This is a genomic window from Paenibacillus sp. NPDC093718 (assembly GCF_050279985.1).
GTDB lineage: Bacteria > Bacillota > Bacilli > Paenibacillales > Paenibacillaceae > Paenibacillus_AQ.
In genome coordinates this window covers 1-15,213 of sequence record NZ_JBNNUS010000015.1, presented here as the reverse complement: position 1 = coordinate 15,213, position 15,213 = coordinate 1, and the positions used below count along the sequence as shown (strand labels likewise).

Genomic DNA, 15,213 nt, shown 5'->3' with positions numbered 1-15,213 from the left:
TATTCCATAGTCGCCAAGAGAGGTGGCATGGGATAGCCTTTTTTGTCTTCATTCGGTTGATTATTAGATTTGCCTCTTTTTCTTCTTCTGGCTGCGGTCGGCTGTTAGGCTTCCGTGTACCGCACAAAAGACAGGATGATATCCTGCGGATGATCCCCGAAACCCGAACCATATAGATTCAGGCCGTTCGGGTGCTCGGCGTCTTTTTTCACTTCAAAGCGGACACGGATGGGCCGGTTAAAGGCGAGCTCCAGCGAATCGATGGTCGTGGCGCTGGACTCGTGGCCATTGACTTGGCTGCCTTGTTTGGTTACGCGCCATTCCGTCAGCAAACCGTACTCGCTGCCGCTCCTCCATTTATCCGGGGTGAGTTTGCCTTTGCGATCACCAAAATCACCGGGACTTGTCCAGGTGCCTACAGGGAGGTCGTTGATGCTAACCGTGATGTCGGATGGCCAATCCTGCTGGAAGGAAGGCGCTTCGGAGCTAAGCTCAGCGCGGATGCGCAGCTCATCAAGGACCGCTCCGGGCGGCATAGGGTTCGCAAAATAATATTCGATATATCCTGATCCCGAGAACCAGAGCAGCGCAGCCTCCGTTCGTTCCGGCATGTAAAAGGCGCGCGGATCGTCAGGGGATCCGATCAGAGATCCGTCCCGAGCTGCCATCCCGCAGGTTGGCTCGATATAGCAGTGGGAGAACATGCCGATCGGCATGTGGATTTCTTCCGTGCGCTGCAACCCCTCGCCCGGCTTCGATGGCAGCTCGAGAAAAATAGAGCGGCAGGTGACGGCGCAGATTTTTTCCCGGTTCGCTCCTTGCGAAGAGACGATCAGATCCGCTTGCTCCAGCATCTGGACATTAATGGACACCGTAGGCTGCGCAATCCCTAGCGCCTCTGCTAACTGACCGACACTCATCGGTTTATCGCCGAGCGCTTCAAGGATGCGGACACGGACATCACTGGATAGGGCCTTGGCCACTTCCACGATCCGGGATGCCGGATAACGGTTGGTTTCCAGCTTCGATTCGTTCATAATCCCCTTCCTTTACTAAGGAGTTGTAGTAGCTCCAAGTGTACAATACATTTGGCATATTGTAAAAGTACAATGTACATTGCATTTATTATATACAGGTGCTAGAATAGGGGCAAATTCAGAAAAAGGAAAGGTTGTGTAGCTTCATGAAGACTCCTGTAGCACCCTCCATTCACACGGAAATTCCGCGCGCGGAGTACCCCAGACCGGATTTTGAGCGAAAAGACTGGTTGAATTTGAACGGCCAGTGGTCGTTCCGGCTCGACACGGAAGGATCAGATGATGTACAACAGCAAGCGGGTACGAGCGCCGGTGATGACGCTACTGGCTTGCCGGGCGGAGACGCCAGCCTTTTTACCTCAGAGATTACGGTGCCGTTTTCTTGGGTCAGTCCCTTGTCCGGTATTGAGCGTAACGAGAAGGGGGTAGGCTGGTATCGCCGATCCGTGAGATGGGAGCCGGAGAAGAAGCAGGCACGAGTCTTTCTGCGGTTTGGGGCCGTGGATTATCTGTGTGACGTATGGGTCAACGGCAAGCATGTCGGCTCGCATCAAGGCGGCTACGGAACCTTTGAATTTGACGTGACAACGGTGTGGGATTCGGCAAAAGACAATACGATCGTTGTGCGTGCAGAGGACTTCGACCACAATTACCAGACCCGAGGGAAGCAGGGGTATGGCGAGATCCGGGGCATTTGGCAGCCGGTTTGGCTGGAGGCCCGGCCTCAAACCTACTTGGAGCAAGCTATTTTTACGACCTCCATTGACGGTCAGATCGAATTGAAATCCAAGATCCAGGCTCAAGAAGCAGGCCCAGTCACACTTCAACTCTCGTTTGCGGAGGGGTCGGTTACGCATCAGGTGGAGTGGGAGCTGCAAGAAGGCGCGAATGAACGGACAACGGTGTTCCAAGTCCACGAGCCGCGGTTGTGGAGTCCTGAAACCCCTCATTTATACGAAGGGGAGCTGCGACTGGCCGGTTCATCCGGCGAAGATGTCGTCCATACTTATTTTGGCATACGCGAGATCGGAACGGCGAAGTTCGACGGACGGGATTACCGCTGGATTACGCTGAACGGGAAGCCGGTCTATTTAAACGGGACGCTGGACCAATCCTACCACCAGACGGGATTCTTCACTTACCCGACGGATACGGAGATGCGGGACGAGATCTATCTGATGAAACGGCTGGGTCTGAACTTCGTGCGGATTCATATCAAGCCGGAGGAGCCCCGCAAGCTGTATTGGGCGGATAAACTCGGGATTCTGGTGATGGAGGATATGCCATGCTTTTGGGGCAATCCGGATGAAACGGCGCGTTCCGCCTATGAGCGCGAGGCGCTGGAGGTGATTGAGCGGGACCGGAATCATCCGTCGATTTTTTCATGGGTCATGTTTAACGAGACTTGGGGGCTTCGCACGGATAGCGAGTCTGCCGGCCTGACGGGCGGCGAAGGACAGCATCGGTATTATCTTCCGGAGACCCAGGAGTGGGTAAGGGAGAAATACAGATGGGCCAAGGAGCTGGACCCGACTCGGATTGTAGAAGATAACTCACCTTGCGCGTATGATCATGTGGAGACGGATATCAATACCTGGCATTTTTACATCAACGGTTATGAACCGCTGCGGAATCATATCGAGGAGATTGTCCAGAAGACCTATCCAGGGTCAGAACATAACTATATCGGCGGCAATCAGCAAGGCGACGCTCCGCTCATGAACAGTGAATGCGGAAACGTGTGGGGAATTGAAGGAGGAGCCGGGGACAGCGATCTCGCGTGGCATTACCGTTACATGCTGAACGAATTCCGGCGCCATGATAAGCTGTGCGGCTTCGTATTTACGGAGTTCCGTGACGTGACAAACGAATTTAACGGCTACTACCGTCTGGACGGGACGGACAAAAAATTCGGGTACGAGGACTTTGTGCCGGGCATGACGATCGCCGATCTGCACACGCCGGATTTCATCGTTATTGACGCACCGCCTTGCCAGACGCTGGACCAAGGGGCTGAGGCTGTCATACCGCTGCTGCGCTCCAGTTATTCGGATCAATTCCACGGGCAGAAGCTTACCCTTGCCTGGGAATTATCCTATGATCAGCGCGGAACGAAGGTTGTGGCTGATCAAGGTACTCTGGAAGTAGCATGGGACGGCTATGGTGTAGCACCAATAACTGAATTGAAGCTTCGTATGCCGGAGACTGCTGCGGTTGCCATCCTCGGTGTTCGTCTCTTGAATGAAGCGAATGGTGTGGTAACACGCAACTTTACGACGTTTGACGTGCGTGGCGGTGAGGGGCAGGGGAACAATGGAACGGAAGGCAGCACCGTAAGCATCCCGGTTAACACATTCCGTGAACAAAGCTTCAGCTACATGTGGGAGGCACTTCAAGGCTCCAAAGTGAATGGCGGCGGAGAGGGCCGATTCGTCTATGAGGTGCAGCTGCCGGATCATGGCGAACAGCCGCTGATCCGCGATATCGAGATATTCTTCGAGGCTGGCGCGAAACGCTTATTGGCCAGAAATATCGAGGGGGCGCGGCATCGCACGCACGGAATCGACTTTATGCACGGGGCGTCGGCAGACGTGGAGTATAACCCGAGCACTTACTATATGACGGATGAAGAGATGCATGAATCCCGTATCTCCGTGTGGGTGGACGATGTCCAAATCGGCGAGGTTGTGCTCGCGGATGACCCTGCCGATAGTCGAGGCGTGCTGTCGTGGCACTATCAGTCGGTCCATAACCTTCTGGAAGAGGCCGGTTCGTACGGATACCTGTGCCAGGCGCAGGTACCGGGAAGACTCGCGGCAGTGCTTGACCGCAAGCGCAGTTTCCGACTGGAGCTGCGGGCCGAGGAAGGCGGCATCAGTCTGTATGGTCGGAATGCAGGCCGCTATCCGATCGATTTGCTGGTGCGGTACCGGTGATATCGTGACAGATACAAACCATTAATGTAAAGTTTAATAGTAAGTGGGCTGTCCATTCGTAGTGAATAACTACGTGCCGGGCAGCCCATTTTGTATGGGAATTTCTCGTTTCGATAGCCCTGAGTGGAGATATGGTGTTATCGACGGTTCGTATACGTTTGAGAATCTGATCTCATATGTAAGCCTTGGGTAGACCATGGGCAATGCCCCAGCATGGATAGGTTGTTATGTGATGGAGCTGCCATTTTCGTTTACCTTCAACTTAATTTTTCTTGTTTCAATTTCTATCCTACACTTTGATACATTTTTTTCATTATGTTATTATATATGTAATAAAGACCAAGTGCAGCGAACACTTGGTCAGTACAATTGGCTTGGATGGTTTATTCCCTTCTAAGTCGATAGGAACAAAACCCACCTCTGGCCTCAACCTTTGGGTGGGTTTTTACTTTCTCTTGTTGTTATTGTTAATGCATGTTAAAAGATCAAGAATGTGTTAGGCGATTTCATTGCCTTCAGTCATCAACTGTCAAATAATCTTGTATATCGGTTTTCTAATTCCTTATTAAATAATTCTATAGGTCTAAGATATTCTCGTTGATTATTTAGATCTGTCGATTTGTAAAGTCTATCGGTATTCCATCTATTTAAATCATAATAATTATCAAATTCCTTACCTACTTCCTGCATGATTAGAACAATATCATTCAGTGTTCCGAGAATACTTCTATTGTTCGTTGTTGTATAAACGGCTTCATTACACTTGTTTAGGTATTCATTAATTGTTGAATTGTTAATGTTTTCAGATATTAAATAATTCTTTAATTGTTCCTTAAATATATTCTTCAGGTTTTTATATTGGGTACTTCTAATTCCTGCTATAGTCAAACTCAATCTCGACAGATCATTTATTAAAACTATATGCTTCCGTTTGTTCACAAAAACGAGATTAGCATGCCAACTAAAGAACGGATCAGCAATGTCAATTTTGGTTATGGATTTATCGATTTTCATATCCTTTAATAAATTCTTTGTTGAGCGGATAATAAGCAAAAAATCGCCTCTTTTTCGGTTTGATCTATTTATAGCAATGGAAAGCCAGCGTCATCCAAATGCTTGGATAATGCTGGCTTCTTCTGCCTGTCTTGCGACTAACCTGTTTCACCGCTTCTTCCAGAACAGCTGCAGCGCCATCCTCGCGCACCATAGGGAGAACAGCAGGAACAGCAGCGCCCAGACGAAGGCCGGGAGCACGGTCATGTTGGCCAGGTTAGAGGCGTCGCCTGCTTGTTTGGGCTGGGTCAGCGCCATGGTCAGGAGGGTTAGCGGACCGACCACGGACTCTTCCAGCACGAGAAAGGCAAGCAGCAGGTAGTAGAAATTGCGGATCTTCTCGCCGAGGAAATAGAAGATCAGATTCACGATCATAAAAATAATGAGCCACCACAATCCATAGCCGGCGCGAACAAAGAAAATGATCATAATGAGGGCAAGCGCGGTAATGGTGATCAAGCCGGTGGCCTGTTTTTTCTTGGCATAGCCATAGAACATCAGAATGGCGAACAGGGACGCCGACATATAACCTGCAAGCGAGACCACGATTGGACTCCAACCGCCGGAAGCCAGCATGGAATAGGTCACGCCGCTGTGATCGGGATTCAGCTCGATGCTGAGGACCCGTCCCGACATCAGTAGGGTCATGACGGCATGCCCCAGCTCATGGATCATCGTATCCAGGATACGGAACCAGGAGGAGAAGGGGATCAGCCTTGTCAGAATAGCCGCGCCAACTAGAAATAACAATGCTTTCAGCCATTTATTCATTCGAAGGTCCTTTCAGCATAAAGTCATTCGCTAGACTATCATTCCGTCCATTATAATACAGATGAGAAACATGTGAAAACCGGGTAGTCCCTATAGGTTAAATGGTATAATTGAAGTTGTGACGGAGGTTCATGTTCGATGAAAAATGATAAGCCTAACAACGACAATCACATAGAACATATAAGACATACTACGCTCGTGAATGACCAAGGGATTCGTTTTGCCGAATTTGAGCTGGCCGGCGACGAGCAGGACGTTTCGCTGCCGGACAAGCAGTCGGATATGCTGATTCAGGAACAGGAACCAATGAATCCTGTGGCACCAACGAAGGAATCCCTGATTGTGAAGCCGCAGCAGCCGCTGGATATGAATTGGGGCGAGGACTTCCGCTACGTGACCAAGGAGCAGATATTCGTGCAGAAAGCAAGGGAGCTCGCATGGCATGTGGAGGGAGAGGCCCCTTTTGTGGCTTTCAAAAGCTATTGGCCGACCTACGACCAGATGGCCAGCGACCAATTCAAATGGTATTTTTACTGGCGGGAGGAAGTAAGATCAGGGCGTTACCCGGATACGGACTTATCCTATTTGTTTGTCTATTTTTACGAGCTGATCCATGGCGTGGGCTGGACCGAACCCCTGCAGGGCTATGAATTGATGGAGCAGGCGTGGACAGCCTACCGTAAGCGTTATGCCAAGCTGGATACGTACTTGCGGGAGTGGTTATATGATTTTATGATCGTGCATGGCCTGGATATGCCGATCCGGGAAACGTACCAGCGCTTCCCGCCCGTTTTATCCAGTGAGCTGAAGGAGAAGGAATGGAAGCGTCGGTTCTCCCTTCAGCCGGTGGAGCTGACGTGGGAGCTGTTGCTGGATTTGCTGGATTATGACGTGGAGAAGAGCCGTTTTTACCAGGAGATTGGCCGCAAGGACTTGGAACGGTATGCCCCGAAGGTGATTGCGCTCGTGGACAGCTACTTAGCCAAAATGAAGGGGCAGCGCTTCATCGATCGCTTTCAGCCGCGGCCCCGGCAGGTAAAACGGCATTTATTCCGCAGCGCGGTGTACGATCATGGGTTATACGGGCGAAACGTCGTGCTGACGGTGGTGTCCTTAAGCGAGTACGCTCCTCTGCGCTCCTATATAACGGGTCTGGTTCGCTTGACCGAGAATAAGCTGCGGGAATTGAGAGGTTTTAAGGGACGGCTGCGCGGCGCGGATGCGGTGGAGCCCGACGTGCAAGAGATCATCACCCGTTATCTGAAAAAAGAGATTCACGAGGAGCAGGAGGCCGAGCGCAAACAGGCAATACCTGAGGTTCAGATCGACACCGGGAAGCTGCGCAGATTACAGCGGGAGTCGGACCAGGTCCGCGACATGCTGCTTACGGAGGAAGCGGGGCAGCAGCAGGCTGAAGTAATCAACAGCCAGCCGGCATCGGATTCTGCTCCGTCAGTTGGAGCTCCTTCATACCACTCCGAAGATGTGGGAATAAGCACTAACATGGCTGCGCCTTCCAAGGGTCGGTCCTCGCGAAAATCGGCGGCAAAGAAACCGGACGTGTTCCAGGCGGTGATGGATTTTGATGCGGACCCTTATGAGCCGGGCGCCATAGAGGTGCGTGAACAGCATGACGATGCAGATGTCATCGTTCGTTCCGTGAACACGGAAGAATCGGAGTCAGAAGCAGCTAATGGAAGGTCTCTGGAGCCGTCAGAGAGTGCTGATGAAAGCTTATTGCAGTCCATGGGCTCTCTAGAAGATCATTCATCTGAAGCTAGGGGTATCCATGTTAGGGACCCGCACGTCGTAGATGAAGAGTCTCTTATAGTGATGCCTACAGTAGGAGAGCAGTCGTGGCAATGGGAGGTAGAGGATGAGGAATGGGAGGAGCTCGCAGAGCGTCTCAATCCCATCCATCTGGAAGTTCTCCACGCCCTCAAGGCGGGACCGAACCGACCGGGGCTGCAGCAAATTGCGGAGAAGGCCGGTTCCATGCCGGCGTTATTGCTCGATGAGATCAATGAGGCCGCGATGGATACCATCGGTGATCTTCTGATCGATGGAGAGACCATTGCGGATGATTATATAGATATGCTGGAAACATTGAAGTCCGAATAACCGGACGGATTGAAATCGATTTGACTCGTTAGGCTTGAGAGATGTTTGGAAGATGCTTGAAAGAGGTGGAACCATGACGGAACTAAAAATACCAAAACGGCTCACAACCGCCCTCGTGAATTCTTTAACGGCAGGGGTTGTGCCGCGGGTGGGACTTGAGTTCATTGCCGTCGGCCGGAAGCCGGAGGTGGAGTCGATCCTGCGCGATATGGATAATATCGCCGAGGGCGGCGCTGCCTTCCGCCTGATTACGGGCCGCTACGGAAGCGGTAAAAGCTTCCTGCTGCAGATCATCCGCAACTACGCGATGGACCGCGATTTCGTGGTGGCGGATGCGGATCTGTCGCCGGAGCGGCGGCTGGTGGGCACGAAAGGGCAAGGGCTTGCGACTTACCGTGAGCTGATGACCCATCTGTCTACAAGGACGCGCCCGGACGGGGGAGCCCTTGAGGCCATTTTGCAGAAATGGATTGCTGCGATCCAGCAGGACATCATGCAGGAGACGGGCATGCGGCCAGATGATCCTGCCCTGAATGATCGGGTGGAGCTGCAGATCTATGCGGTGACAAACGGCATGCAGAATCTGGTGCACGGATTTGATTTTGCGAAGGTTCTCGCTGCTTACTGGAACGGCTATAAGCTTGGCGACGATGACCGCAAGGGAGCGGCGCTGCGCTGGCTCCGCGGGGAAGTCCCGACGAAGACGGAGGCCCGCAAGGACCTTGGCGTCGGGGTCATTATCGATGACGACAATTGGTACGATTACATGAAGCTGTGGTCGGAATTTACAGCTGCCATCGGGTATAAGGGATTGCTGCTGTTTATTGACGAAGGGGTTAACCTCTACAAAATCACTAACAGCGTGTCCCGCCAGAGCAACTACGAGAAGCTGCTGACCATGTTTAACGACACCATGCAGGGCAAAGCGGAGCATTTGGGCATCTACATGGGCGGAACGCCGCAGTTTGTCGAGGATGAGCGCCGGGGGCTGTTCAGTTATGATGCGCTGCGCTCCCGCCTGATCGACGGACGCTACGGCAGCAGTTCGCTGAGAACCTACACGTCGCCCATCCTGAAGCTGGACATGCTGTCGTATGAGGAGATTCTTATTCTCCTGCAAAAGCTGCGCGATATTCACGCCCTCCACTTCAAGTATGAAGCGCAGTTGACGGATGATCAGCTCATCGCATTCATGCAGACGGCCGTGAATAGGCTGGGAGCAGAGGAACTGCTCACCACCCGCGAGGTGGTGCGGGATTTCATGGATCTGCTGCATACGCTGCATCAGCATCCGGAGGCCACGTTTGAAGAGCTGCTAGGCGAGCGTGCCGCAGCGCAGCCGCAGGGCAAAGGGCCGAATGATGCCGATTCGGACGATCTGGACGATCTCCTGGCGGAGTTTGAATTATGAGTGCGAACCCTTTTTCCAGACTGGCCCCGTTCATTCAGGAGTTTATCTATAAAAAAAGATGGGACACACTCCGTGAGGCGCAGGTGGAAGCCTGCCGTGTCCTGTTCGATACGCCCAATCATCTGCTGATCGCTTCCGGTACGGCATCGGGCAAGACCGAAGCCGCGTTCTTCCCGGCGCTGACGGAGCTGTACAACATGCCTTCCAGTTCGGTCGGGATCCTGTATATCGGCCCGCTAAAGGCGCTGATCAACGATCAGTTTGAGCGCATCTCCGATCTGTTGAAGGAGGGCCAGGTGCCGGTATGGCATTGGCATGGCGATGTGTCCCAAGCGGAGAAAACGAAGCTGATGCAGAAGCCGTCGGGCGTGCTGCAGATTACGCCGGAATCGCTTGAGGGGCTGCTCATGAACCGGCCGAACGCCATCCCGGCGCTGTTCCAGGATTTGCGGTATGTCATCATTGACGAGGTGCATGCCTTTATGGGAGCTGACCGCGGCATTCAGGTGCTGAGCCAGCTGACCCGGATCGAGCGGATGGCTGCCTGCTCGCCTCGCCGCATCGGGCTGTCGGCAACGCTGAGTGATTACGAGACCGCAGCCGGCTGGCTGGGCGCGGGCACGAAGAACGCGGTTGAAGTCATTGCCCCGCAAGGGGGGCGGAAGCTGCGGCTGTCGGTCGAGCATTTCTCCTTCCCGGATGCACGGGATGAGAAGCAGGCGGAGCAGCTGGAGCTTGCTTGTAAAGCCTATTACGATTTCGTATACGACAACACGCATCTGAAAAAAGCGCTGGTCTTCACCAACAGCCGCTCGGATGCCGAGCTGACCACGCTCGAGCTGCGGCGGATTGCAGCCAAGCGCGAGCAGCGGGATGTCTTCCATGTGCACCATGGAAGCATCTCCGCGATGCTGCGCGAGGAAGCCGAGGCCGCGCTCCGAGAAGGTCCGGGGCCAGCGGTTGCGGCGGCCACCCTGACGCTGGAGCTCGGCATCGATCTCGGCGAGCTGGAGCGGGTGATCCAGCTGGGCGCGCCGTACAGCTGCTCCAGCTTCGTTCAGCGGCTCGGCCGCTCCGGCCGGCGCGGGGATCAGGCCTCCGAGATGATGTTCCTCTGTCCGGAGGACGAGGACGAGGAGGCCATGCTGCCTGCGCGCATGCCATGGATGCTGCTCCGGGCCATTGCGGTCATCGAGCTGTATATTCGCGAGAAGTGGGTCGAACCGCTGGCCCTGCGGAAGAAGCCGGTGGGCGTGCTCTATCATCAGACGATGAGCACGCTCAAGAGCATGGGCGAGGCAGAGCCGCCGGATCTGGCGAGATCGGTGCTGACACTACCGGCTTTCCGCGGCATCGAGCCGGAGGAATACAAAGAGTTCTTGCAGTATTTAATCCAGACGGACCATATCCAGCGTACGGAGGAAGGAAGCTTGATCATCGGCCTTGGCGGGGAGAAAATCGTGAACAACTACCGCTTCTATGCGGTGTTTAAGGACGATGAAGAGCATGTCGTTTATAACGGGTCCGAAGAAATCGGATCGATTACGACCGTGCCGCCGCCGGGCTACTGCTTCTCGCTCGCGGGCAAGCTGTGGAAGGTGGAGGAAGTCGATACGAGGCATAAGGCCCTATATGTGAAGTCGGCCAAAGGGAAGGTCGATACCTTGTGGCTTGGCGCAGGCGGAGATGTGCATACTCGAGTGGTGCAGAAGATGCGGGAGGTGCTGGCGGACAGCGCCATTTACCCGTATCTGGCACCGGGCGCGGTGAATCGCCTGGAGCGGGCTCGCCGCCTTGCCCGGGAAAGTGGACTGCTGAAGCAGGTGGTCCTACCGGCGGGCGGTGACTCCCTGTTCATCCTGCCTTGGGCGGGCAGCAAGCAGTTCCGCACGCTGGAGCGATTGCTGAAGCATAATCTGTTCGAGCGGCTGGCGCTGCGCTCCATCGTACCGATGGAGCCGTATTATATGGTTGTCGCGGGTAAGGTCGATAATAAGACGCTGATGGCGGAAATCAAGCAGGAACTGATGGATTGCGAGGATGCCGGCGCGCTCCTCGATCCGGACGAAGCGCCGTATCTCGGCAAATATGACGAGTTCGTTCCGCCGAAGCTCGTTCGCACCGCTTTTGCCGCCGACGGACTGGATCTGGAAGGACTGGCCGAGGTGCTGGGAATGGCGCATGGAGCAGCGGGAAGGGGAGCTACGAATGAATGACAAGGAAGAAATACTTCCTGGTGGCAATGTGAACGAAGTCGTACGTATCGGTAATAACGTTCATCGTACTACGAAATGGAGTTCTTTCGTGCATGACTTGCTTCGACACTTGGATAAGCAGGGTTTTGAAGGTGCCCCCAAGTTCATAGGCATTGATCATAGCGGTCGGGAGATCTTGTCCTACATTCCTGGCGAAGTGCCGGGAAACCAATATCCTGATTTTAAACCTTATATATGGTCGGACCATGCCCTTATCCAGAGTGCAGCGTTGTTACGGCGTTATCATGACGCCGTACAGGGCTTTGCTGCAACTTCAATCCAACCGGAGGCTGCGCATAACTCTCAGGCTTCGGAGGAATGGGACGATGAAGTGATCTGTCACAATGATGCCGCACCATACAATATCGTGTTTAAAGATGAAGTGCCGATTGCACTGATCGATTTTGATTTGGCTGCACCAGGTCCACGAATTTGGGACATGGTTTATATGTTGTACACCTCAGTCCCGCTAGCAAGCTTTGCAATAAATTACACTACAGGGACATCGATTCCTTATCAATCGGAATTACATGCTGCGGATCGCACGCACAGAATATCGCTGTTCTTTAAGTCCTATGGCATATCACCGCCCCCCAACTTGAAAGAATGGACTATAAAACGCCTCAAGGCATTATGCGATACACTTACAACCGGTGCAGCACAAGGGAACAAGGCTTACCAGAACATGATCGATGAGGGGCATGTGGTCCATTACGAACGAGAGATTCAATTTCTGCAGGCACACTTCGAAGAGTGGTATCATGAATGATACCGATGTGAGGAGTGGCCTGCTTTTTTTTATGCCTATTCTCCAAGGCATGGGCGTAATCGGAAAAATATTTTGTAACCCCTTCCAAAAAAGCGTTGTGTTCACCTCACGTATGTGGTAACTTATGTACTCGCCTGGTCATTATCCCGGCATGATCATGCTGCCCGAGGCGCAAAGCGATTTCATCAAGAATCATCTGAAGCCGCAATTCGTGGAGAACGGTATCGATACAAAAATCCTTTGTTATGACCATAACTGGGACAAGCCGGACTACCCGTTGACCGTTTTTGAGCAAGCGGATGACGCTGTGGATGGCGTCGCTTGGCACTGGTATGGTGGTAAGCCGTCGGCCCAATCCGATGTGTTCGATGCATTCCCGGGGAAAGAGGTTCATTTCACGGAAGGATCGGGCGGGGAGTGGATCCCGCCGTTTGAGCAGGCCTTCTCCAATGTGATGCGAACCGGAATCGAGATACTCCGCAATCACAGTAAATCCTACGTGCTGTGGAATATGGCGCTGGACGAGAAAAATGGCCCTACCGTTCCAGGCTTTGGAAAAAGCACCTGCCGCGGCATTGTCACGGTAAATCAGCAGACGAAGGAGCTTACCTATACACTGGACTACTATGCGCTGGCGCATTTTAGCAAAGTGATCCGTCCGAAAGCGGTTCGAATTGCTTCTACCAGCAATGAGTCTATTCGTTCGGTAGCATTCAAGAACACGGATGGATCGATTGCCGTTGTGTTGTTTAACGACAGTGAGCAGGAGGAGAATACTGCACTGCACATGCGGGGAACGGAGCACCTTAACCTCCGCCTTGCACCGAAAAGCGCCATGTCCGTTTTAGTAGAGGCGTAAGTTTGAGGTAACAGTTCATAGGTTAGATATTAGATAATATAAGGCACTCTAGTCGGCGCCGTCGACCTTTTTGGTTGATGGTCGCCGACTAGGGTGCCTTTTCATATATAGAGTTGGTTATTTCATATAGAAACGGTAGAATAATAACAAGAATAAGGTTTACCAAAGAAAACACAGGTGACAATCATGACCATTAAAACGTTATTTATTGCTCCGTATCCCGCTATGAGCCACTTAATAGAAGAATGCCGGAAGGAAGAGCCGGAGCTGGAAGTCCGAGTCGAGGTCGGCAATTTGCTAGAAGCGGTTCCTCTGGCAAAGGAAGGCGAACGCCTGGGATATGACGTGATCATTAGCCGGGGCGGTACGGCTAAGCTGATCGAACCCGAGGTGCGCATTCCCGTTATCGATGTCCATGTTTCAGGCTATGATATGCTGCGTGTGCTCACATTGGCCAATCATTTTCCAGGCAAAAAAGCCATTGTGGGCTTCTCCAATATTACGCTTGGAGCCAAAGCCATTACCGATGTGCTGGATATCGAGGTTCACGTGTTCACGGTAGCGAAGGCGGTAGAGGTAGACCGGCTGCTGGAGGATCTGAAGGCGAAGGGCTTCGAATTAATCATGGGTGATGTGGTAACGATAGAGGCAGCTGCCAAGCACCATTTGGAAGGGATTCTGATCCAGTCCGGGCGCGAGGCCATCTTCGATGCGTTTCAAAAGGCCAAGTCCGCATTCCGGCTCCACGAGCGGACGCAGTGGGAAATATCCTTTCTGCATGCGTTGTTGGAGGAAACGGCCGCGAACTTTGCCGTTTTGGATGAAGAGGGAGAGGTTGTATATGAACAGTGGCCGGACTACGGTTCCTGTCCACTCTCGCGGGAGGCCTTGCAAGCCGATCTTCGGTTAATTCGGGATGCTGAGTCCTCTATTTCGATTCATCATGTCGGCACCCGGAAGGTTAAACAGAAAAGGACGCCAAAAACAATACAAGGGAAACGTTACTACCTGTATACCTTTTCCGAAGTGAAACAAAACGGGGAGAACGATGGCTATCATGTCGAGGCCGTGACCCAATTGCCGATGTTGATTTCGCAAAGCGAGGCGATGCATGGTTGTCTGCAGCGGATCGAGTATCATTTGGACAGCCGTGCGCTGATTCTCATCGGCGAAGCCGGAACAGGCAAGCAGCTGCTCTCCCGATATATTCATTTCCGAAAGAATGAAGGCAAAGGCTTGTATGTCCGGCTTACCGGAAAGCAGACCATGGCCCTGTTGCAAAAAGACGAAAAGGAAGCTTGGGATGAAGACATCCGAACGCTGTACATCCATGGATTGGACGCGATTGCTCCCGAAGAAATGACGGATTTGAAGCAGTGGATCAACGGAATGAAGAATCGGGGCTTCGCGATCATCCTCTCGCTGGAAAAGGACGATTCGAATTATCATCCCCTCCTGCTGGATGAGGAGGCGGCAAGGGTTGCCGTGCCGGCTCTGCGCGAGCGTAAGGACGACATCAAACCATTAGTGACTTATTATATTGCGTCCTACCATGGCACGCTTGGGACTTCACCGATCAAGATCAAGGATGAAGCGATTCAGCTGCTGACCCAGTACGATTGGCCAGGCAACGTGTCGGAGCTGAAAATCCTGCTTCAGGACGCAGTGACGGAGGAGAAGGGCTACGTGATCGGCAAGCCGCTCATTTCCCGGCTTCTTGCCAAGAAGGAAGGTCATCCGTCAGCTGCGATGAGCCCCGAGTTTCTTCATGGTACGCTGGATGAGATCGAGAAGAGGATCATCGACGCGATTATGGAGGAAGAACAATTTAATCAGACGAAGGTTGCGGAACGGCTGGGTATCAACCGTTCGACCCTGTGGAGAAAGCTGAAACAATAGTTTCAGCTTTTTTTGTTATGGCTTTAGCCAGTTGAGCGCGTGAAACGCGCGAAACAAAAAAACCACCCGCTATGCGGGTGGAGGAATCAGCGGTTTTACCAC

10 protein-coding genes are annotated in these 15,213 nt (G+C 52.8%); 7 read left to right on the top strand and 3 right to left on the bottom strand.

Features of this window, described 5'->3' with window-relative positions; translation table 11 throughout:
• Positions 1–104 precede the first annotated feature (104 nt).
• A complete protein-coding gene (locus ACQKPA_RS30005; RefSeq protein ID WP_427496046.1) occupies positions 105–1,037 on the bottom strand; it encodes an ArsR/SmtB family transcription factor in 933 nt (310 codons plus the stop codon).
• A 146-nt stretch (positions 1,038–1,183) separates the two neighbouring features.
• Between ACQKPA_RS30005 and ACQKPA_RS30000 the strand changes: the two genes are divergently transcribed.
• The gene (locus ACQKPA_RS30000) at positions 1,184–3,973 is read left to right on the top strand and encodes a glycoside hydrolase family 2 protein (RefSeq protein ID WP_427496045.1); all 2,790 of its coding nucleotides are present in this window, start codon (positions 1,184–1,186) and stop codon (positions 3,971–3,973) included.
• A gap of 522 nt (positions 3,974–4,495) precedes the next feature.
• Here ACQKPA_RS30000 and ACQKPA_RS29995 read toward each other — a convergent pair.
• Positions 4,496–5,026 (bottom strand): DUF6933 domain-containing protein, encoded by a 531-nt coding sequence (locus ACQKPA_RS29995; protein ID WP_427496044.1) that lies wholly within the window; start codon positions 5,024–5,026, stop codon positions 4,496–4,498.
• Positions 5,027–5,134: 108 nt separating this feature from the next.
• Positions 5,135–5,797, bottom strand: coding sequence for a M50 family metallopeptidase (locus ACQKPA_RS29990; protein WP_427496043.1), 663 nt, complete (start codon positions 5,795–5,797; stop codon positions 5,135–5,137).
• A 138-nt stretch (positions 5,798–5,935) separates the two neighbouring features.
• Between ACQKPA_RS29990 and ACQKPA_RS29985 the strand changes: the two genes are divergently transcribed.
• From ACQKPA_RS29985 to ACQKPA_RS29960, 6 genes are all read left to right on the top strand, one after another.
• The gene (locus ACQKPA_RS29985; protein ID WP_427496042.1) at positions 5,936–7,918 is read left to right on the top strand and encodes a TerB N-terminal domain-containing protein; all 1,983 of its coding nucleotides are present in this window, start codon (positions 5,936–5,938) and stop codon (positions 7,916–7,918) included.
• Between the two features lie 73 nt (positions 7,919–7,991).
• A complete protein-coding gene (locus ACQKPA_RS29980) occupies positions 7,992–9,329 on the top strand; it encodes an ATP-binding protein (protein WP_427496041.1) in 1,338 nt (445 codons plus the stop codon).
• On the top strand, positions 9,326–11,545 hold the full coding sequence (locus tag ACQKPA_RS29975; RefSeq protein WP_427496040.1) for a DEAD/DEAH box helicase: 2,220 nt from the start codon (positions 9,326–9,328) through the stop codon (positions 11,543–11,545). Before ACQKPA_RS29980 ends, ACQKPA_RS29975 begins: the two co-directional genes overlap by 4 nt.
• Positions 11,538–12,353, top strand: coding sequence for a phosphotransferase (locus ACQKPA_RS29970; protein WP_427496039.1), 816 nt, complete (start codon positions 11,538–11,540; stop codon positions 12,351–12,353). Before ACQKPA_RS29975 ends, ACQKPA_RS29970 begins: the two co-directional genes overlap by 8 nt.
• A gap of 124 nt (positions 12,354–12,477) precedes the next feature.
• Positions 12,478–13,212 carry a glycoside hydrolase family 30 protein gene (locus tag ACQKPA_RS29965; RefSeq protein ID WP_427496038.1) on the top strand — a complete coding sequence of 245 codons (735 nt, stop codon included), beginning with the start codon at positions 12,478–12,480 and terminating at the stop codon, positions 13,210–13,212.
• Positions 13,213–13,398: 186 nt separating this feature from the next.
• Positions 13,399–15,111 carry a PrpR N-terminal domain-containing protein gene (locus ACQKPA_RS29960; RefSeq protein WP_427496037.1) on the top strand — a complete coding sequence of 571 codons (1,713 nt, stop codon included), beginning with the start codon at positions 13,399–13,401 and terminating at the stop codon, positions 15,109–15,111.
• Positions 15,112–15,213 lie beyond the last annotated feature (102 nt).

Bases quoted from the DNA above. Each gene is read 5' to 3' on its own strand.
- ACQKPA_RS30005 (WP_427496046.1), bottom strand. From the start codon at position 1,037: ATGAACGAATCGAAGCTGGAAACCAACCGTTATCCGGCATCCCGGATC.
- ACQKPA_RS30000 (WP_427496045.1), top strand. From the start codon at position 1,184: ATGAAGACTCCTGTAGCACCCTCCATTCACACGGAAATTCCGCGCGCG.
- ACQKPA_RS29990 (WP_427496043.1), bottom strand. From the start codon at position 5,797: ATGAATAAATGGCTGAAAGCATTGTTATTTCTAGTTGGCGCGGCTATT.
- ACQKPA_RS29985 (WP_427496042.1), top strand. From the start codon at position 5,936: ATGAAAAATGATAAGCCTAACAACGACAATCACATAGAACATATAAGA.
- ACQKPA_RS29980 (WP_427496041.1), top strand. From the start codon at position 7,992: ATGACGGAACTAAAAATACCAAAACGGCTCACAACCGCCCTCGTGAAT.
- ACQKPA_RS29975 (WP_427496040.1), top strand. From the start codon at position 9,326: ATGAGTGCGAACCCTTTTTCCAGACTGGCCCCGTTCATTCAGGAGTTT.
- ACQKPA_RS29970 (WP_427496039.1), top strand. From the start codon at position 11,538: ATGAATGACAAGGAAGAAATACTTCCTGGTGGCAATGTGAACGAAGTC.
- ACQKPA_RS29965 (WP_427496038.1), top strand. From the start codon at position 12,478: ATGTACTCGCCTGGTCATTATCCCGGCATGATCATGCTGCCCGAGGCG.
- ACQKPA_RS29960 (WP_427496037.1), top strand. From the start codon at position 13,399: ATGACCATTAAAACGTTATTTATTGCTCCGTATCCCGCTATGAGCCAC.